Annotated in this window: 19 protein-coding genes; 18 read left to right on the forward strand and 1 reads right to left on the reverse strand. The window is 35.9% G+C overall.

Going from position 1 to position 18,743, the window contains the following annotated elements; genetic code table 11:
• Positions 1–16 precede the first annotated feature (16 nt).
• The 18 genes from AACP56_RS00700 (at position 17) to hisIE (ending at position 17,881) form a co-directional block, all read left to right on the forward strand.
• Positions 17–1,243 carry an HD domain-containing protein gene (locus tag AACP56_RS00700; protein ID WP_339334518.1) on the forward strand — a complete coding sequence of 409 codons (1,227 nt, stop codon included), beginning with the start codon at positions 17–19 and terminating at the stop codon, positions 1,241–1,243.
• A gap of 23 nt (positions 1,244–1,266) precedes the next feature.
• A complete protein-coding gene (gene lpxD / locus AACP56_RS00705; protein ID WP_339334516.1) occupies positions 1,267–2,298 on the forward strand; it encodes a UDP-3-O-(3-hydroxymyristoyl)glucosamine N-acyltransferase in 1,032 nt (343 codons plus the stop codon).
• Positions 2,294–3,691, forward strand: a complete 1,398-nt coding sequence (locus AACP56_RS00710; RefSeq protein ID WP_339335480.1) for a bifunctional UDP-3-O-[3-hydroxymyristoyl] N-acetylglucosamine deacetylase/3-hydroxyacyl-ACP dehydratase — start codon at positions 2,294–2,296, stop codon at positions 3,689–3,691. Before lpxD ends, AACP56_RS00710 begins: the two co-directional genes overlap by 5 nt.
• A 1-nt stretch (position 3,692) precedes the next feature.
• Complete coding sequence (lpxA, locus tag AACP56_RS00715; RefSeq protein WP_339334514.1) at positions 3,693–4,478, forward strand: acyl-ACP--UDP-N-acetylglucosamine O-acyltransferase; 786 nt, start codon at positions 3,693–3,695, stop codon at positions 4,476–4,478.
• 2 nt (positions 4,479–4,480) lie between these two features.
• Entirely contained in the window at positions 4,481–5,047 is a 567-nt protein-coding gene (gene efp / locus AACP56_RS00720; RefSeq protein WP_339334512.1) for an elongation factor P, read from the forward strand.
• A gap of 5 nt (positions 5,048–5,052) precedes the next feature.
• Positions 5,053–5,988 carry a UDP-3-O-(3-hydroxymyristoyl)glucosamine N-acyltransferase gene (locus AACP56_RS00725; RefSeq protein WP_339334510.1) on the forward strand — a complete coding sequence of 312 codons (936 nt, stop codon included), beginning with the start codon at positions 5,053–5,055 and terminating at the stop codon, positions 5,986–5,988.
• A 65-nt stretch (positions 5,989–6,053) separates the two neighbouring features.
• The gene (sucD, locus tag AACP56_RS00730; RefSeq protein WP_339334508.1) at positions 6,054–6,926 is read left to right on the forward strand and encodes a succinate--CoA ligase subunit alpha; all 873 of its coding nucleotides are present in this window, start codon (positions 6,054–6,056) and stop codon (positions 6,924–6,926) included.
• A 101-nt stretch (positions 6,927–7,027) separates the two neighbouring features.
• Positions 7,028–7,774, forward strand: coding sequence for a 3-oxoacyl-[acyl-carrier-protein] reductase (gene fabG / locus AACP56_RS00735; RefSeq protein ID WP_339334506.1), 747 nt, complete (start codon positions 7,028–7,030; stop codon positions 7,772–7,774).
• 26 nt (positions 7,775–7,800) lie between these two features.
• Positions 7,801–9,831: a VWA domain-containing protein gene (locus tag AACP56_RS00740; protein WP_339334504.1), complete on the forward strand. Its 2,031-nt coding sequence runs from the start codon at positions 7,801–7,803 to the stop codon at positions 9,829–9,831.
• Between the two features lie 12 nt (positions 9,832–9,843).
• Positions 9,844–10,659 (forward strand): prohibitin family protein, encoded by an 816-nt coding sequence (locus tag AACP56_RS00745; RefSeq protein ID WP_339334502.1) that lies wholly within the window; start codon positions 9,844–9,846, stop codon positions 10,657–10,659.
• A 198-nt stretch (positions 10,660–10,857) separates the two neighbouring features.
• Complete coding sequence (gene hisG / locus AACP56_RS00750) at positions 10,858–11,715, forward strand: ATP phosphoribosyltransferase (RefSeq protein ID WP_339334500.1); 858 nt, start codon at positions 10,858–10,860, stop codon at positions 11,713–11,715.
• Positions 11,715–13,001 carry a histidinol dehydrogenase gene (gene hisD, locus AACP56_RS00755; protein ID WP_339334498.1) on the forward strand — a complete coding sequence of 429 codons (1,287 nt, stop codon included), beginning with the start codon at positions 11,715–11,717 and terminating at the stop codon, positions 12,999–13,001. The genes hisG and hisD overlap by 1 nt, the downstream gene beginning before the upstream one ends.
• A gap of 1 nt (position 13,002) precedes the next feature.
• Positions 13,003–14,046, forward strand: coding sequence for a histidinol-phosphate transaminase (gene hisC, locus AACP56_RS00760; protein WP_339334496.1), 1,044 nt, complete (start codon positions 13,003–13,005; stop codon positions 14,044–14,046).
• Positions 14,046–15,185 (forward strand): bifunctional histidinol-phosphatase/imidazoleglycerol-phosphate dehydratase HisB, encoded by a 1,140-nt coding sequence (gene hisB, locus AACP56_RS00765; protein WP_339334494.1) that lies wholly within the window; start codon positions 14,046–14,048, stop codon positions 15,183–15,185. The genes hisC and hisB overlap by 1 nt, the downstream gene beginning before the upstream one ends.
• Positions 15,186–15,764 (forward strand): imidazole glycerol phosphate synthase subunit HisH, encoded by a 579-nt coding sequence (hisH, locus tag AACP56_RS00770; RefSeq protein ID WP_339334492.1) that lies wholly within the window; start codon positions 15,186–15,188, stop codon positions 15,762–15,764.
• Positions 15,761–16,540, forward strand: coding sequence for a 1-(5-phosphoribosyl)-5-[(5-phosphoribosylamino)methylideneamino]imidazole-4-carboxamide isomerase (locus AACP56_RS00775; protein WP_339334490.1), 780 nt, complete (start codon positions 15,761–15,763; stop codon positions 16,538–16,540). Before hisH ends, AACP56_RS00775 begins: the two co-directional genes overlap by 4 nt.
• Complete coding sequence (gene hisF / locus AACP56_RS00780; protein ID WP_339334488.1) at positions 16,530–17,285, forward strand: imidazole glycerol phosphate synthase subunit HisF; 756 nt, start codon at positions 16,530–16,532, stop codon at positions 17,283–17,285. Before AACP56_RS00775 ends, hisF begins: the two co-directional genes overlap by 11 nt.
• Positions 17,282–17,881: a bifunctional phosphoribosyl-AMP cyclohydrolase/phosphoribosyl-ATP diphosphatase HisIE gene (hisIE, locus tag AACP56_RS00785; protein ID WP_339334486.1), complete on the forward strand. Its 600-nt coding sequence runs from the start codon at positions 17,282–17,284 to the stop codon at positions 17,879–17,881. Before hisF ends, hisIE begins: the two co-directional genes overlap by 4 nt.
• A gap of 4 nt (positions 17,882–17,885) precedes the next feature.
• Here the strand turns inward: hisIE and AACP56_RS00790 are convergent, their stop codons facing one another.
• Entirely contained in the window at positions 17,886–18,719 is an 834-nt protein-coding gene (locus tag AACP56_RS00790; RefSeq protein ID WP_339334484.1) for a glycoside hydrolase family 16 protein, read from the reverse strand.
• Positions 18,720–18,743: the final 24 nt, after the last annotated feature.

Consider the following 18,743-nt stretch of genomic DNA (forward strand, 5'->3'; position numbering starts at 1 on the left):
TCGAAAATAAAACTCCTTGGCACAGACCAACAAGCTTAAAATATTTAACGATCCAATCTACGGTTTTATTGGCACTCCCAATGAACTTATTTTTAACTTAATTGCCCACCCATACTTCCAGCGCCTTAGAAGAATATCGCAAATGGGCCTTTCATTTTTGGTATATCCAGGGGCACACCATACCCGTTTTCATCATGCTTTGGGCAGTATGCATTTGATGAGGCAAGCTATCCGTGTGCTAAGATTTAAAAATGTAGAAATTAATGCAGAAGAGGAAACTGGGTTATTGGCTGCGATTTTGCTTCATGATATTGGTCATGGACCATTCTCCCATGCATTGGAAAACATTTTAGTTTCGAATACAGACCATGAAACCATTTCGTTGCGTTTTATGGAGAAATTAAATGTGGAGTTTGATGGAGCACTTACAATTGCCATTTCAATATTTAAAGGGGAGCATCCCAAAATGTTTTTAAATCAATTGGTTTCAAGTCAATTGGATATGGATCGCTTGGATTATTTGAAAAGGGACAGTTTTTACACTGGGGTTACCGAAGGTAATATCAGCTCAGAGCGGATGATTACGATGCTCAACGTTTTTGACGGTGAGCTTATAGTGGAAGAAAAGGGAATATATTCTGTAGAAAAGTTTTTAATGGCGAGACGGTTTATGTATTGGCAAGTATATCTACATAAGACCAGCCTTGTGGCAGAACAGTTATTGGTAAAATTGATTGATCGTGCCAAGTGTTTATTGGAAAGCAATGAAGATTTAAGTTGTTCAGACGGATTATTATTTTTTCTGAAAAGAAACAACTCTTTAACTTTTGATGAGAACACATTACAACTTTTCTCTAAGTTGGACGATGTTGATGTTCTATCTGCATTAAAAATGTGGGAATCTCACCCAGATTTTATTTTATCAAGATTGGCGGCAATACTATTGAATAGAAATCTATTGCATATCAAAATAAAGAATAAACCAATAGACGAAGAACGAATTGCAAAGAAGAAAGATTGGGTCAAATCTCTTTACAATCTGAAAGAAGAAGAATTGGAATATTTTGTGTTTACAGGAGTGATAAGCAATAGGGCATATAATGAGAAGCGACAGAATATTAATATCTTAAGAAAAAACGGGAAGCTTACAGATGTTGCTAAAGCTTCTGACCACCTAAACTTGAAAGCATTATCCAAGACGGTAACCAAGCACTATGTTTGTTATCCGAAAGAAAGCGTTTGACAAATTTTCTTACTTTTGCCAAAATGAAATTTACCGCTAACCAAATTGCTGGAATTTTAGAAGGAGAAGTTGAGGGAAACCCTCAAACCGCTGTTCATAAACTTTCCAAGATTGAAGAAGGTGAAAAAGGATCTCTAACCTTTTTGGCCAATCCAAAATACACATCCTACATTTATTCCACAAAAGCTTCCATTACCATTGTTAATAGGGATTTTATTCCTGAGCAAGAAATTTCGACCACGTTGATAAAAGTGGAAGATGCCTACAAATCTTTTTCCAAACTGTTGGAATATTACAATCAAGTTAAGAATAACAAGGTTGGTATTGAAAGCCCCTCATTTGTATCTGAAGATGCTGAATACGGAGAGGGATTTTACCTTGGGGCATTTTCTTATATAGGCAACAATGTGAAAATTGGTGCTGACGTTAAAGTATATCCTAACGTGTACATTGGTGATAATGTAAGAATTGGCGATAATGTTATGATTTTTGCTGGAGCAAAAATATATTCAGAGTCAATTATCGGAAATGGTTGCGTAATTCATAGCGGAGCAATAATTGGAGCTGATGGATTTGGTTTTACTCCAAATGAAAAAGGCGAATATAGTAAGGTTCCACAAACCGGTAATGTTATTCTCGAAGACAATGTAGATGTGGGAGCGGGTACCACTATCGATAGAGCTACTCTGGGTTCCACGATTTTACGGAAAGGTGTAAAATTGGATAATCAAATTCAGATTGCCCATAATGTTGAAATTGGAGAACATACAGCGATTGCTGCTCAAACAGGTATTGCAGGTTCTACAAAAATTGGTAAGAATTGTTTGATTGGTGGCCAAGTGGGTATTGTCGGTCATATTAATATAGGCGATAGGGTAAAGATACAGGCCCAATCAGGAATTGGCAGAAATGTTAAAGATGATGAAGTGCTTCAAGGTTCCCCCGCACTAAACTATGGTGATTATAATAAGTCATATGTTTACTTTAAGAACTTACCCAAACTTGCTAATCAAATTTCTGATATAGAAAAGAAAGTAAATAGTAAAAGAGATTGATGTGAAGCAGCGCACTATTGCAAAAGAGATTACTTTAAAAGGGGTGGGTCTACATACTGGCGAAAACGTTACAATGAAATTCGTTCCGGCCCAAGAGAACCATGGATATGCTTTTAAGCGTGTAGATTTAGAAGGGGAACCGATTATTGAAGCGGACGCTAACTATGTAATCAATACGCAAAGAGGAACCAATCTAGAAAAGAACGGCGTAAAAATACAGACTTCAGAGCATGTTTTAGCTGCTTTGGTCGGTATGGGGGTAGATAACGTGTTGATTGAACTAGATGCGCCAGAACCTCCAATTATGGATGGATCCTCCAAGTTTTTTGTAGAAGCATTGGAAGAAGCCGGTTTTGTTGAGCAAGAGCAAGACAGAGATGAGTATGTGGTGAAAGACGTTATTTCATACAAAGACGAGGCCACAGGCAGTGAAATAACGGTAATCCCCTCAGAAGAGTATCAAGTAACTACAATGGTAGATTTTGGCACCAAAGTCCTGGGAACCCAAAATGCGACATTGGAAAAAATGTCAGATTTCAAAACTGAGATTTCCAATGCAAGAACCTTTAGCTTTTTACATGAATTAGAAATGCTTTTGGAGCATGGACTGATTAAAGGTGGTGATTTAAACAATGCTATTGTCTATGTAGATAAGGAGATTTCTGAACCTACAATGAAAAGGTTAGAGAAAGCGTTCAATAAAAAGAAACTCTCCGTAAAACCAAATGGTATTTTAGATAATCTCACTTTGCACCAGCCTAATGAAGCGGCCCGTCATAAATTACTGGACGTTATTGGAGACTTAGCCCTTACAGGAACTAGGATTCGAGGTAAAGTAATTGCCAATAAGCCGGGGCATTATGTAAATACACAGTTTGCTAAGAAACTAGCTAAGATTATTAAGATTGAAAGAAGGAATAAAGTTCCTAGTTATGATTTGCACCAGAAACCTTTAATGGATGTAAATCAAATCATGGAAATGCTGCCCCACAGGTCGCCATTCCTGCTAGTGGACAAGATTTTGGAACTTTCCGATAGCCATGTAGTTGGTGTAAAGAATGTTACCATGAACGAACCCTTTTTTGTTGGGCACTTTCCTGGAGCACCAGTTATGCCAGGAGTCCTACAGGTTGAAGCAATGGCACAAACAGGAGGGATTTTGGTATTAAGTACGGTTCCCGATCCAGAAAATTACTTAACCTTTTTCATGAAGATTGATAACGTGAAGTTTAAACAACAAGTAGTTCCTGGTGATACCCTAATTTTTAAATGTGATTTAATATCTCCTATTCGAAGAGGTATATGCCACATGCAAGCTTATGCCTATGCAAATGGTAAACTGGTATCTGAAGCTGAATTAATGGCCCAAATAGTAAAAACTAAAGGAGAATAGCATGAATCAACCCTTAGCTTATGTGCATCCAGGTGCAAAAATCGCTAAAAATGTGGTCATTGAACCTTTTACAACCATACATAACAATGTTACTATTGGTGAGGGTACTTGGATCGGTTCCAATGTTACCATAATGGAAGGCGCTAGAATTGGTAAAAACTGTAATATTTTCCCAGGTGCTGTTATTTCAGCACCACCACAAGATTTAAAGTACAATGGGGAAGAAACCACGGTACAGATAGGAAACAATACTACTATAAGAGAATGCGCGACCATCAATAAAGGTACTGCTGATAGAATGAAGACCGTTATTGGCAAAAATTGTTTGATTATGGCTTATTGCCATGTTGCTCATGATTGTTTTATAGGAGATGGCTGTATATTTAGTAATGATTCAACGCTTGCTGGCCATGTCACTATCGGTCAAAATGTTGTTTTAGCTGGAATGGTTGCCGTGCATCAGTTTGTTTCCATCGGAAACCATGCTTTTGTGACCGGAGGTTCCTTAGTAAGAAAAGATGTGCCACCTTACGTAAAAGCTGCAAGAGAGCCTCTATCATATGTTGGTATCAATTCTATTGGGTTACGAAGAAGAGGGTTTGAATCCGATAAGATTAGAGAGATTCAGAATATATATCGAATATTATATCAAAAAAATTACAATAACTCACAGGCTTCAGAAATAATCGAAGCTGAAATGGAAGCAACTCCAGAAAGAGATGAGATATTACAATTTATAAGGGATTCCCAAAGAGGGATAATGAAGGGTTATTTTAGCACAAATTAATTATGGCAAGTACATCAGACATTAGAAAAGGATTGTGTATCAAATACAATCATGACATTTATAAAATAATTGAGTTTTTACATGTAAAGCCAGGAAAAGGCCCTGCTTTTGTGAGAACAAAACTGAAGAGTGTTTCCACTGGCAAGGTAATCGACAATACTTTTTCAGCTGGCCATAAGATTGAAGATGTTCGTGTAGAAACTAGATCGTATCAGTATCTATATCCGGAGGGAGATACTTATCATTTTATGAATACGGATGACTACAATCAAATTACACTTCAAAAAGAAACTTTAGATGCTCCTGATTTATTAAAAGAAGGAGAGGTTGTAAAAGTCTTGTTCAACACAGAGGATAGTATGCCACTTTCTGTTGAAATGCCAGCAAGTGTTATTCTAGAAGTCACAGAATCAGAACCAGGGGTTAAAGGAAATACCGCTACAAATGCCACTAAACCTGCCACTGTGGAGACAGGAGCCCGTATTAATGTTCCATTGTTCATAAATGAAGGTGACAAAATAAAGATAGATACTGAAAAAGGTGCTTACCTCGAAAGGGTAAAAGAATAAACCTAATGAAGTTTCCAAAACCGTATTCACTTAAAGATATTGCTGCACTTATAAATGCGAAACATGTAGGTGACCCAAATTTTCCTGTTTTAGGAATGAACGAGATTCATGTAGTGGAGAATGGGGACATTGTCTTTGTGGATCATCCAAAATACTACGATAAGGCCTTAAATTCTGCTGCAACTATTGTACTTATAAACAAAGAATTAGAATGCCCACAAGGAAAAGCATTATTGATTTCCGATGATCCTTTCCGAGATTTTAATAAATTGACAAAGCATTTTAAGCCATTTAAATCCTCAGGTGCTTCGGTTTCTAAAACAGCTATTATTGGAGAAAATACAGTCATCCAGCCCAATACTTTTGTTGGGAATAATGTCGTTATTGGAAAAAATTGCTTGATTCATTCTAACGTTTCTATTTATGATGATTGCATTATTGGAGATAATGTTACTATTCATGCAAATACTATTTTAGGGGCTGATGCCTTTTATTATAAAAAGCGCTCAGAAGGATTTGACAAGCTAGTTTCGGGAGGTCGTGTAGTTGTAGAAAACAGTGTGGATATAGGTGCTGGTTGTACAATTGATAGGGGAGTTACAGGAGATACCACTATTGGAGAAGGTTCTAAATTGGATAATCAAATCCAGATTGGGCATGATACCATTTTGGGTAAAAAATGCTTGATTGCTTCGCACACAGGTATAGCTGGTTGTGTTGTGGTTGAAGACGAAGTGACTTTATGGGGTCAGGTAGGAGTAATAAGTGGAATCACCATAGGGAAGGGAGCAGTGGTTTATGCACAATCTGGGGTAGCTAATTCATTGGACGGTGGCAAGACTTACTTTGGAAGCCCAGCTGTTGAGGCAAGAGAAAAAATGAGGGAACTGGCAACGATTAAGAACATGCCTTCCATTTTAAAAAAAATTCAAAATAAATAGCAATCGATTACTTTACAATTGACTTTCAAACTGCTATTTTTGTCATCGTTAACAAATAAAATACTATGAGCGTTTTAGTAAATAAAGATTCCAAAATAATTGTACAGGGTTTTACAGGTAGCGAGGGTACTTTTCACGCTGAACAAATGATTGAGTACGGAACCAATATAGTTGGTGGTGTAACTCCGGGGAAAGGTGGACAAGAGCATTTGGGCAAACCAGTATTTAATACAGTGGAAGAGGCAGTACAGAAAGTAGGGGCAGATACTTCTATCATTTTTGTACCACCTGCATTTGCAGCTGATGCTATTATGGAATCTGCTAACGCTGGAATAAAAGTCATTATTACGATTACCGAAGGTATACCTGTTGCTGATATGGTCAAAGCAAACGATTATATTAAAAACATGGATTGTACTTTGGTTGGGCCAAATTGCCCAGGTGTAATTACTCCGGGTGAGGCGAAAGTTGGGATCATGCCAGGTTTTGTTTTCAAAGAAGGAAATGTAGGAATCGTTTCCAAATCTGGTACATTGACCTATGAAGCTGCCGATCAGGTTGTAAGACAAGGGCTTGGTATTACTACGGCAATTGGTATTGGTGGTGACCCTATTATCGGAACAACTACCAAAGAAGCAGTAGAATTGTTGATTAACGACCCCGAAACAGAGTGTGTTGTTATGATAGGTGAAATAGGTGGTCAATTGGAAGCAGATGCTGCTAAATGGTATAAAGAAAGTGGTAGTAAAAAACCGATAGTTGGCTTCATAGCTGGTGAAACTGCTCCCGCCGGTCGTACCATGGGTCACGCAGGTGCTATTGTTGGAGGAAGTGATGATACTGCACAGGCCAAAAAACAAATTATGAAAGAATGTGGAATCCACGTAGTGGATTCTCCTGCTGAGATAGGGTTAAAAGTAAAATCCGTAATGGCTTAAATTTTTATTAAAACTTATTTAAAATCCCAATAAATTCGGGATTTTTTATTTTGATAAATTATACAAAGACTATATTTGAATAAGCACCAATTGTTTTTACTATGAAATTACTACAAGATAAAAATGTCATCATTACAGGCGCTAGCCGTGGAATAGGAATGGGAATTGCAAGAGTATTCGCAGAGCACGGGGCTAACGTAGTCTTTACTTATAGTTCAAGTGAAGCACCCGCTTTAGCATTGGAGAAAGAATTGTCAAGTTTGGGTGTAAAGGCGAAAGCCTATAAAAGTAATGCTGCTAACTTTAATGAATCGGAGGAGCTTATAGCTTCAGTTTTGGAAGATTTTGGGGGAATAGATGTTTTGATAAACAATGCTGGAATTACCAAAGACAACCTTTTAATGCGGATGGGAGAAGATGATTTTGATAAGGTTATCGAAATCAATCTAAAATCAGTTTTTAATATGACCAAAGCGGTTCAACGTACCCTTTTAAAACAACGCAAAGGTTCTATCATAAATATGAGCAGTGTTGTTGGAGTGAAGGGGAACGCAGGTCAAACCAATTATGCAGCTTCTAAAGCTGGAATGATTGGTTTTACTAAATCTGTTGCCTTAGAGCTTGGATCCAGGAACATTCGTTGTAATGCAATTGCTCCGGGTTTTATTGAAACTGAAATGACAGATAAATTAGATGAAAAAACCGTGCAGGGATGGCGAGATGCAATTCCATTAAAACGCGGTGGTTCTCCTGAAGATGTTGCAAATGCCTGTTTGTTCTTAGCATCTGACTTGTCCGCTTATATAACTGGACAGGTTTTGAACGTTGATGGTGGAATGCTAACATAAATACCTTTTTAATTAGATAAATTTTAATGCAGACTTCAACGGTATTACTAATATTACTTGCCGCTATAGTCTCGTTATGCTTTGTCCTATTTCAATATTTTTATAAGACTAGAAAAGATAAAACTAACAAATTCTTAGCCTTTTTAAGGTTTGTAGCATTGTTCTGCAGTTTACTCTTACTTATAAATCCAAAGTTTTCAAAAGAAGAGTATTATACAGAAAAGCCAAATCTAATTGTTGTATCAGATAATTCTAAATCTATCTTGAACCTTGAAGGGGAAGAAGATGTTAGAAAATCTATTAACGGGATTAAGTCTAATAGTAAATTGGGAGAACGATTTGATACGACTTATTATACTTTTGGCAGTAACATTAGCACAAATGATACTTTAGTATTTAATGAGAATAATACAGATATTGCTGAAGCTATTACTACTCTAGGTGAAATTTATAACAAGCAAACTAATGCTGTCATACTCATTGGAGATGGAAACCAGACTTTGGGAACGGATTATGAATATCTTACACTTGATTCAGGACTACACGTATTTCCGGTTGTAGCTGGAGATACTACTTCTTACGAGGACCTATACGTTGGTCAAGTAATTATAAATAAGTATGCATTTTTAAGAAATAGATTTCCTGTAGAAACAAGTGTCACTTACTCTGGAAATAAAAATGTTAGTTCTGTAGCAAGAATCTATTTGGACGGGAGGCAAGTTTTTCAGCAACCTTTAAGTTTCAGTAAAAATGATAATGCCAAAACCATTAGTGCCACAATAAAGGCTGAAAATGTAGGCGTAAAAGATTTAAGGGTCCAAGTTGATAAACTGAGCAATGAAAAGAACACAGCAAATAATGTTAAAGAGCAAGCAATTGAAGTTATTGATGAAAAAACAAATGTCGGTATCGTTAGTTCCATTATGCATCCAGACATTGGTGCACTAAAAAAATCAATTGAAACCAATGAGCAACGAGAGGTTAAAATATTAAAACCTAATGTTTCCAGCGAAGTCTTGGAAGACATAGATGTTTTTATTCTTTATCAGCCTAATACAAATTTTAAAACAGTTTTTGATTTTATATCCAATAAGGGACTAGGTAGTTTTACTATTACTGGTAGTAAAACAGATTGGAACTTTTTAAATGCTGTTCAAAGTAGTTTTTTAAAGGAAAGTTATAATCAAAAGGAGGAAGTTATTCCATCTAAAAATGCTGCCTTTAATCTTTTTGATATTTCAGATTTATCGTTTGAAGGATATCCTCCTTTAGAAAGTGGACTAGGTGATTTGTCAATTTTAAAACCGTATGAATCTATTGCGAATCAACGTATTAAAGGCGTAGAATTGGATACGCCGCTTTTTTTGATAATCAATCAGGAAAAGTCTAAAGAGGCAGTGCTCTTTGGGGAGAATATCTGGAAATGGCGTGTACAAACCTACAGAAACGAAAGAAGCTTTAAGGCATTCGATGATTTTACAGGCAAATTGATATTATTCCTTTCTGATGTAAAACAAAAAAGTAGATTGACAGTAGATTATGAGTTAGTCTATGATGGTAGTACAAATGCAAAAATCTCTGCCTCCTTTTTTGACAACTCCTACACGTTTGACCCTAATGCCAGTTTGATACTTGAACTAAGCAGAAAAGCACCCGATTTTAATAGAGAGTTTCCCATGTTGCTCAAAGGAAATAATTATGAATTTAATCTTGATGGTCTAGAGGCTGGAGACTATGATTTTTCCATTACGGAATCAAAAGAAAAAATATCAAAATCTGAACGTTTTAAAATATTGGATTTTAACTTAGAGAATCAATTCCTATCTTCAAACTATAAAAAATTAGAGCGTTTTGCGATTACTACAGGGGGTAAATCTTACTTTCCAAATCAAATGGAATCATTAATTAATGATTTAGAAAACGACACTCGTTTTACACCAGTCCAAAAAAGCAATCGAAATGTAGTATCTTTAATCGATTTTCGCTATTTGTTATTTTTTATTGTCCTAGCATTCGCAGCGGAGTGGTTTATTAGAAAGTATAACGGTTTATTATAAAAAAGAATAAAGATGGATAGATTACCAAAAATTGCATTACCAGCAGTTTTCATTATTATTTTACTGATTATTTTAATTTCTAAATCCGCAATAACAATTGGCTCAGGTGAGGCAGGTGTTTTGTACAAAACTTTTGGAGATGGTGTTGTAACGGACAAGCCCCCATTAGGTGAAGGATTTCATTTGGTTGCTCCTTGGAATAAAGTATATGTTTATGAAGTAAGACAGCAAGAGGTTTTTGAAAAAATGAAAGTGTTATCCTCAAACGGATTGGATATTCAACTAGATGCATCAACATGGTTTCAGCCTAAATATGAAGAACTTGGGAAGTTACACCAACAGAAGAGTGAACAGTATATAGACCGGATACTTTTACCAGCTATACGTTCAGCTGCAAGGAGTGTTGTTGGGCGCTATACCCCAGAACAGCTTTATTCAAGCAAGCGTGATGCCATTCAGATTGAAATTTACGAAGAAACCAAAAAGATAGTAGATGATCAATATATTCAATTGAATGAGGTCTTAATTAGGGACGTAACGTTACCACCAACTATAAAAGAGGCTATTGAACGTAAACTAAAACAAGAGCAAGAGTCTTTGGAGTATGAATTTCGTTTGGTCACAGCTGCGAAGGAGGCCGAGAAAGTGCGCATAGAAGCCCAAGGTAAAGCAGATGCAAACCGTATTTTAAGTGCTTCACTAACAGATAAAATTTTGCAGGATAAAGGTATCGAAGCGACTTTGGAACTTTCAAAATCCCCAAATTCAAAAGTGGTTGTAGTAGGTTCTGGCGATAGTGGATTACCTCTAATTTTAGGAAATAACTAAAATTTGCTTTTTTGTCTAAAAATTAAGTTTTAATTTTACTGCGTAATGATAAATAACAATACACATCATCATATCGTAATACACGCTCAGGCGAGGTAACGATATTTTGTGTATTTCAAAATAATTAAAACCCGTTTGAGCAATCAAACGGGTTTTGTTTTTGACCTAGTTTGTTTGCCCAAACATCAAAATTTGAAAATGAATAAAATCAGAATTGCTATTCAAAAAAGTGGTCGGTTAAATGAGGATTCACTTAAAATCTTAAAGGAAGCTGGAATTTCAATTGATAATGGTAAAGACCAATTAAAAGCCACAGCGCGTAATTTTCCTTTAGAAGTATTTTATTTAAGAAATGGAGATATTCCCCAATATTTGCGAGATGGAGTAGTAGACATAGCTATTATTGGAGAAAATGTACTTATAGAGAAAGGCGATGGTATACGGATTACAGAACGTTTAGGGTTTTCTAAATGTAAAGTTTCTCTAGCTATACCTAAATCTGAAAGTTATAATTCTATCAAAGATTTAGAAGGCAAACGCATAGCTACATCATATCCAAATACAGTAAAGCAGTATCTAGATTCAAAGGGTATTTCAGCAGATTTGCACATTATTAATGGTTCCGTGGAAATTGCACCAAACATTGGTTTGGCAGACGCAATCTGTGATATTGTTTCTAGTGGTAGCACATTGTTTAAGAATGGCCTTAAAGAGGTGGAAGTAATGCTGGCAAGTGAGGCTGTTTTAGCGGTTTCTCCACAAATTGATGAGGAAAGAACCTCACTTCTTGAAAAACTCCAGTTTCGCATTCAATCAGTTTTAAGAGCGCGGAAATCTAAGTATGTGTTATTGAATGCACCTAATAACAGGTTAGATAAAATCTTAAAGTTATTGCCAGGGATGCGTAGCCCAACAGTACTTCCGTTGGCAGAGAAAGGATGGAGTTCTGTACATACGGTAATCAATAAAGATACTTTTTGGGAAGTTATTGATGAATTAAAGAGTGCAGGGGCAGAAGGTATTTTAGTTTGTCCAATCGAGAAAATGGTGTTGTAATGAATAAAATTTATAACCCAGCTACATCAGAATGGTCGGCTTTGTTAAAAAGACCTACACAATCTTTTGAGGCAATTGAAGATGCTGTAGCCCAAGTATTTAATGCGGTAAGTGCTGATGGAGATTCTGCTATAGCAGATTTTACTGAAAAGTTTGATGGTATTAAATTGGATACAACATTAGTTTTATCATATGAATTTGATGAGGCAGAAAACTTAGTATCTAAGGAATTGAAGAAGGCAATTAAGGTAGCCAAAGCAAATATTGAATCCTTTCACAAGGCACAGATAACAGAAAAAGTTCAGGTTGAAACTATGCCTGGTGTTACATGCTGGCAAGAAAAGCGTCCTATACAGAAAGTTGGGTTATATATTCCTGGCGGAACAGCACCTTTGTTTTCAACAATATTAATGCTCGCTATTCCGGCTAAATTAGCTGGTTGTAATGAAATTATTTTATGTAGCCCTCCTGATAGCGAGGGAAATTTAAATCCCGCAATACTATACACCGCAAAACTTTGTGGTGTAACCAAAGTTTATAAAGTTGGGGGCATTCAGGCCATAGCAGCTATGACTTTTGGCACGGAAAGTATTCCACAGGCTTATAAAATATTTGGCCCTGGAAACCAATATGTGACCGTAGCTAAGCAATGGGCTACTAAGTGTGGAGTAGCGATAGATATGCCCGCTGGACCCAGTGAACTTCTGGTTGTCGCTGACGATACTGCAGATGCTGCTTTTGTTGCTTCAGATTTATTGAGCCAAGCAGAGCATGGTGCAGACAGTCAAGTTATACTGGTCTCAACTTCAAAAGATTTAATATCAGAGGTTGAAAAAGAAATCGAAAAACAACTTGAAGAACTGCCGCGTAAGGAAATTACCCAAAAAGCTATTTCAAATAGCAAGCTTATCTATGTTGAAAATGACGAAACAGCTTTAAAACTCATTAATGAGTATGGTCCTGAGCATTACATTGTTTGTGTAGAAAATGATGATTTTTATATTCAGAACACAATAAATGCCGGATCTGTTTTTATTGGCAATTACACACCGGAAAGTGCTGGAGATTATGCTTCAGGAACCAATCATACCTTACCAACGAATGGATACGCTAAACAATATAGTGGTGTGAATTTGGATAGTTTTATGAAGAATATGACTTTTCAAAAAATAACAAAAGAAGGAATTCAGAATTTGGGTAAAACCATCGAACTAATGGCTGAAGCTGAGGGTTTACAAGCACATAAAAATGCGGTTACTTTAAGATTGAAAAGTTTAAAGGAATAGTATGGGCTTAAATTTAGAGAAAATAACTAGAGAGAATGTAAAGGTTTTACAGCCTTATTCATCTGCGCGGGATGAATATTTTTCTACACGTGAGAACATGATTTTCTTGGATGCCAATGAAAATCCAAATGAGAATGGTATAAACCGTTATCCTGACCCTCACCAGCGAAACCTAAAAGCAGTTTTAGCTGAGCAAAAAGGAGTTTCTGAAAATCAAATTTTACTAGGTAATGGAAGTGATGAAGTTCTAGATTTACTTTTTAGAGCATTTTGCGAACCCCATAAGGATAATATTATTTCATTGCCACCAACTTACGGAATGTATAAAGTTTTGGCAGGAACAAACGCTATTGAGAATAGGAAAGTTTTGTTGACAAATGATTTTCAACCAGATGTAGAAAAAATTCTTTCAGTCATTGATGAAAATTCTAAGCTCCTGTTCCTTTGTTCTCCTAATAATCCAACAGGTAATTTAATTAAAGCTTCAAAAATCATTGAACTGCTTGAAAAATTTAATGGTTTAATTGTTATTGATGAAGCTTACATCGACTTTTCTCAATCTGAATCGTGGATAAAACAATTAGAATCATATCCAAATCTAGTAGTTACCCAAACACTCTCTAAAGCATATGGGATGGCAGCTATTAGATTAGGGATGTGTTTTGCATCAAAAGATATTATTGATGTTCTCAAGAAAATAAAACCACCATACAATATAAATGAACTAACCCAACAAAGGGCTTTAAAAGGGTTTTTGAATCAATCAAAAGTATTGGGCAATGTGGCAGATTTGGTTGAAGATCGTGAAATATTAAATAAAGAACTTCAAAAGATCAGCTACATAGAAAAAGTTTTCCCAAGCGAAGCTAATTTTTTGTTGGTGAAAGTAGATAATGCAACTTTGCGCTATAAGCAGTTATTAGACAAAGGTATAGTTGTGCGAAACCTTAGTTCACAGGCTTTGTGTGAAGAAACACTTAGATTCACTATTGGTACAGGCGAGGAAAATTCAAAATTATTACAGACCTTAAAAGAACTAGAATAATGGCAAAAAAGGTATTGTTTATAGATCGTGATGGAACATTGGTCATTGAGCCACCTTCAGATTATCAACTGGATAGTTTTGAAAAATTAGAGTTTTATCCTAAAGTGTTTACGTATCTCAGCATGATTGCCAAAGAAATGGATTTTGAATTGGTTATGGTAACCAATCAAGATGGCTTGGGCACTGACTCTTTTCCTGAGGATACTTTTTGGCCAGTTCAAGACTTTATCATCAAGTCTTTTGAAAATGAAAATATAATATTTAATGAAGTAATTATTGATAGAACCTTCCCAAATGAGAATGCAGATACAAGAAAGCCAGGAATAGGATTGCTCACACAGTATCTGACAGCAGATTATGACATGGAAAACTCTTTTGTAATAGGTGATAGGTTAACTGATATGGAGTTGGCAAAGAATTTAGGGACAAAAGGGGTCTTTATCAACGACGAAACACATTTAGGGACTGATGAGATTACTGTAGATAAGACTGGACTTTCTGACTATATCTCTCTGGAAACCAACGAATGGGAGAAGATTTATGAATTTTTAAAACTTTCAAATCGTGTCGGAAAAATCCATAGAAAAACCAACGAAACAGATATTCGAATTGAGTTAAATCTTGATGGTACAGGAAAAAGCGATATCAAAACTGGATTGGCATTTTTTGATCATATGTTGGACCAATTGGCAAGACATGGACAAATGGACTTGAAAATTAAAGTTGACGGTGATTTGGAAGTGGACGAGCATCATACCATAGAAGATACTGCCATTGCTTTGGGAGAAGTTTTCCATGACGCGCTGGGTTCTAAATTAGGTGTTGAACGTTATGGGTTTTGTTTACCCATGGATGATTGTCTGGCCCAAGTGGCCATTGACTTTGGAGGTCGTAATTGGCTGGTGTGGAATGCAGATTTTAAACGTGAAAAAGTGGGGGATATGCCAACCGAGATGTTCCATCATTTCTTTAAATCCTTTACAGATGGAGCTAAAGCTAACCTAAATATAAAAGCAGAAGGCACTAACGAACACCATAAAATTGAAGCAATTTTTAAGGCTTTTGCAAAATCAATTAAAGTAGCTGTTAAGCGTGATGTAGAGAAAATGATATTGCCATCAACAAAAGGGATGTTATAGATGAAACTGGTGATTATTGATTACGGGGCAGGGAACATCCAAAGTATCAAATTCGCTTTTAATCGTCTAGGTGTAAATGCAACTTTGAGCAAAAATGTTCGACAAATACAAATAGCTGATAAAGTAATTTTCCCTGGGGTTGGAGAGGCAAGTAGTGCTATGAAAAAATTGAAGGAGAGCGGACTTGATAATTTAATCCCTGAGTTAAAACAGCCCGTTTTAGGAATTTGCTTGGGCATGCAACTCATGTGCAATTCTTCTGAAGAAGGAAATACTAAGGGATTGGGAATTTTTGATGTCGAAGTTGAAAAGTTTAATTCAGAAGTTAAAGTACCGCAAATCGGTTGGAACAAAATTGAAAACCTGAAATCCAAACTTTTTAATGGGCTTCAAGAAGATTTTATTTATCAAGTGCATAGTTTTTATGCTCCAAAAGTAGAGGAGACCATTGCAGCTTGTTCCTATGGGTTGGAATATAGTGCAGCATTACAAAAGGATAATTTTTATGGAACTCAATTTCATCCAGAAAAGTCAGGTGAGTATGGAGCTAAAATTTTAGAGAATTTTTTAAAATTATGAGAATAATCCCTGCTATAGATATTATTGAGGGTAAATGTGTTCGCCTTTCAAAAGGAGATTACAATACTAAAAAGGTATACAACGAAAATCCTTTGGAAGTTGCAAGATCTTTTGAGGGTCATGGGATTGAATTTTTACACCTTGTGGATTTAGATGGTGCTAAGTCTAAACATATTGTAAATCATAAAATTTTGGAACAAATTGCCTTAAAAACTAGCTTAAAGATTGATTTTGGAGGGGGATTAAAATCAGATGAGGACTTACGAATTGCTTTTGAGAATGGCGCAAATCAAATAACAGGAGGAAGTATAGCTGTAAAGGACAAAACTACTTTTTTAAGATGGTTAAATGTCTATGGGACAAATAAAATCGTTTTGGGCGCAGATGCTTTAGATGAAAAAGTAGCTATTTCCGGTTGGAAAGAAGAATCTAAAGAGGAACTAATTCCATTTGTAAAAGAATACCAAAAAACTGGTGTTAAGTATGTGATTTGTACTGATATTTCAAAGGATGGAATGCTAGAAGGCCCTTCTTTTAAGCTATATGAAAAACTTCTGAGAGAAACCATGATTCATAGAACCCAGATTACTGGTGCAGGAGTTGAAGATTTTGAGGAAATTGGAATCAATCTAATCGCTAGTGGGGGCATTTCTAATTTTGATGAGCTGCCAAAACTCAAAGAATTAGGTTGTGAAGGAGTAATTATTGGTAAAGCAATCTATGAGAATAGAATTAGTTTGAAACAATTGGAAAATTATATATTAAGTGCTGACTAAAAGAATAATACCTTGTTTAGATATTAAAGATGGGAGAACTGTCAAAGGAGTGAACTTTGTTGGCCTTCGTGATGCCGGAGACCCAATTGAGTTAGCCCAACGTTATGCTGAAGAGGGTGCGGATGAATTGGTTTTTTTGGACATATCGGCAACAGAGCAAAAACGAAAGACCTTAGCAGATTTGGTGTATCGTGTTGCAGAAAAATTAAATATTCCCTTTACCGTGGGTGGAGGAATTTCATCTGTAGAAGACGTTGATGTTTTGCTAAAGAATGGTGCAGATAAAGTGTCCATAAATTCTTCTGCAGTAAAAAATCCGCAATTGATAAATGATTTAGTGGCAAAGTTTGGTTCACAATGTATCGTTGTGGCCATTGATGCCAAACAAGTAGAGGATAAATGGAAAGTGCACTTGGTTGGTGGTAAAGTCCCAACAGAACTTGATTTGTTTGACTGGGCAAAAGAAGTTGAAGAACGTGGAGCAGGAGAAGTTTTGTTTACTTCAATGGACAATGATGGCACTAAAGATGGTTTTGCCAATGTGGCTTTGGAAAAGCTCTCAACAGAATTAAACATACCTATTATTGCATCTGGTGGTGCTGGAAAAATCAAACATTTTACAGATACTTTTATAGAAGGAAAAGCAGATGCTGCATTGGCTGCAAGTGTATTTCATTTTAAAGAAATTGAAATTAAAGATTTAAAAACAGCACTAAAATCGGAAGGAATTCCAGTTAGACTATGATAATAGATTTTACAAAAAATAATGACGGACTAGTACCAGCAATCATTCAAGATGCACAAACCAAAAATGTGTTGATGTTGGGTTACATGAATGAAGAAGCTGTAAAAGTTACTCAAGTAACCAAAAAGGTTACTTTTTTCAGTAGAAGCAAACAAAGGCTTTGGACTAAAGGAGAGGAGAGCGGTAACTTTTTAAACCTAATCAGTATCAAAAACGATTGTGATAATGATACGCTTTTAATCACTGTTAAACCAGAAGGTCCAACTTGTCATAAAGGAACAGATACCTGTTGGTCAGAAGATAATAATAGTTCTTTTGGTTTTTTCTCTGAATTGGAAAAAACTATTGCTTTTCGAAAAGACAATAAAGAAGACGAAAAGAGTTATGTGGCATCACTATTCAGAAAAGGGATAAATAAAATTGCCCAAAAAGTAGGGGAGGAAGCTGTAGAAACCGTTATTGAAGCCAAGGATGATAATGACGATTTATTTTTAAATGAAAGTGCGGATTTGTTGTTTCACTATTTAATTCTGCTACAAGCTAAAGGGTATACTTTAAAAGATATTGAGACCACTTTATTGAAAAGAAAAAAATAGTTGGCTATTTATAAATCCTGATATAATCTATTACCATAGGGCTTTCAACAAAATTTAGATCAATATCTGGTTCTATAGCAATATTCAATATTAGGTAATAATCAGAATCATAAGGCCAAGTATCATCGTTTTTAGTAGCGGGGTTATAGGTAAAGTGCTCCACGCCGTCAACACTGAAAATCATTTTCTCTTTAGACCAATCTAGCGTGTAAATATGAAATTTGTCAGAAGCTTTATCAATTTGTTGACCACCAACATTTTTAACTTTATATCCATAGCTAGAACCATTATGTACCGCACTTGATACATAATCTTGATTCTTTCCCCAATGTTCTAGAATATCAATCTCACCGCAGTTAGGCCATTTGGTAGTCCCATAACCTTGGTTGTCCCAATAGGCGCCATCTTCATCTATATTTGTATTGAGCATCCAAATTGCTGGCCAAGTTCCAGTTCCAGTTGGTAGTTTTGCACGGATTTCTACACGACCATAGGTAAAAGCAAATTTGGAATTTAGTCTAGCCGATGTATACTGTTTTACATGACCTTGGTCATCCAAAGTCTCTTTTTTAGCGATTAGGTTTAAATAGCCATCTTTTACATAAGAATTAGACGTTTTGTCTGTATAGTGCTGTATGATACCACCCCACCAACTACCTCCTGGTGGAAGTTGTGTTTGATGAAACCATTTCTTACTATCTAGAGGGCCATCTTTTTCAAATTCATCTGCCCAAACTAATAATATTTCTTCTGTATTTGCATCTCTTTTTTTACTCTTACATGAATGGAGTACAAATCCTGTAAAAATGATACTAATTGTAAATATGGTTTTATTCATTTCCTATTTTTGATTATTGCTAAC

The organism is Croceitalea sp. MTPC6 (genome assembly GCF_036985525.1).
Classification (GTDB): Bacteria; Bacteroidota; Bacteroidia; order Flavobacteriales; family Flavobacteriaceae; genus Croceitalea.

What these genes read in the sequence shown, in the direction of transcription:
- lpxD (WP_339334516.1), top strand. Translation starts at nt 1,267, where the DNA reads ATGAAATTTACCGCTAACCAAATTGCTGGAATTTTAGAAGGAGAAGTT.
- lpxA (WP_339334514.1), top strand. Translation starts at nt 3,693, where the DNA reads ATGAATCAACCCTTAGCTTATGTGCATCCAGGTGCAAAAATCGCTAAA.
- efp (WP_339334512.1), top strand. Translation starts at nt 4,481, where the DNA reads ATGGCAAGTACATCAGACATTAGAAAAGGATTGTGTATCAAATACAAT.
- AACP56_RS00725 (WP_339334510.1), top strand. Translation starts at nt 5,053, where the DNA reads ATGAAGTTTCCAAAACCGTATTCACTTAAAGATATTGCTGCACTTATA.
- sucD (WP_339334508.1), top strand. Translation starts at nt 6,054, where the DNA reads ATGAGCGTTTTAGTAAATAAAGATTCCAAAATAATTGTACAGGGTTTT.
- fabG (WP_339334506.1), top strand. Translation starts at nt 7,028, where the DNA reads ATGAAATTACTACAAGATAAAAATGTCATCATTACAGGCGCTAGCCGT.
- AACP56_RS00740 (WP_339334504.1), top strand. Translation starts at nt 7,801, where the DNA reads ATGCAGACTTCAACGGTATTACTAATATTACTTGCCGCTATAGTCTCG.
- AACP56_RS00745 (WP_339334502.1), top strand. Translation starts at nt 9,844, where the DNA reads ATGGATAGATTACCAAAAATTGCATTACCAGCAGTTTTCATTATTATT.
- hisG (WP_339334500.1), top strand. Translation starts at nt 10,858, where the DNA reads ATGAATAAAATCAGAATTGCTATTCAAAAAAGTGGTCGGTTAAATGAG.
- hisD (WP_339334498.1), top strand. Translation starts at nt 11,715, where the DNA reads ATGAATAAAATTTATAACCCAGCTACATCAGAATGGTCGGCTTTGTTA.
- hisC (WP_339334496.1), top strand. Translation starts at nt 13,003, where the DNA reads ATGGGCTTAAATTTAGAGAAAATAACTAGAGAGAATGTAAAGGTTTTA.
- hisB (WP_339334494.1), top strand. Translation starts at nt 14,046, where the DNA reads ATGGCAAAAAAGGTATTGTTTATAGATCGTGATGGAACATTGGTCATT.
- hisH (WP_339334492.1), top strand. Translation starts at nt 15,186, where the DNA reads ATGAAACTGGTGATTATTGATTACGGGGCAGGGAACATCCAAAGTATC.
- AACP56_RS00775 (WP_339334490.1), top strand. Translation starts at nt 15,761, where the DNA reads ATGAGAATAATCCCTGCTATAGATATTATTGAGGGTAAATGTGTTCGC.
- hisIE (WP_339334486.1), top strand. Translation starts at nt 17,282, where the DNA reads ATGATAATAGATTTTACAAAAAATAATGACGGACTAGTACCAGCAATC.
- AACP56_RS00790 (WP_339334484.1), bottom strand. Translation starts at nt 18,719, where the DNA reads ATGAATAAAACCATATTTACAATTAGTATCATTTTTACAGGATTTGTA.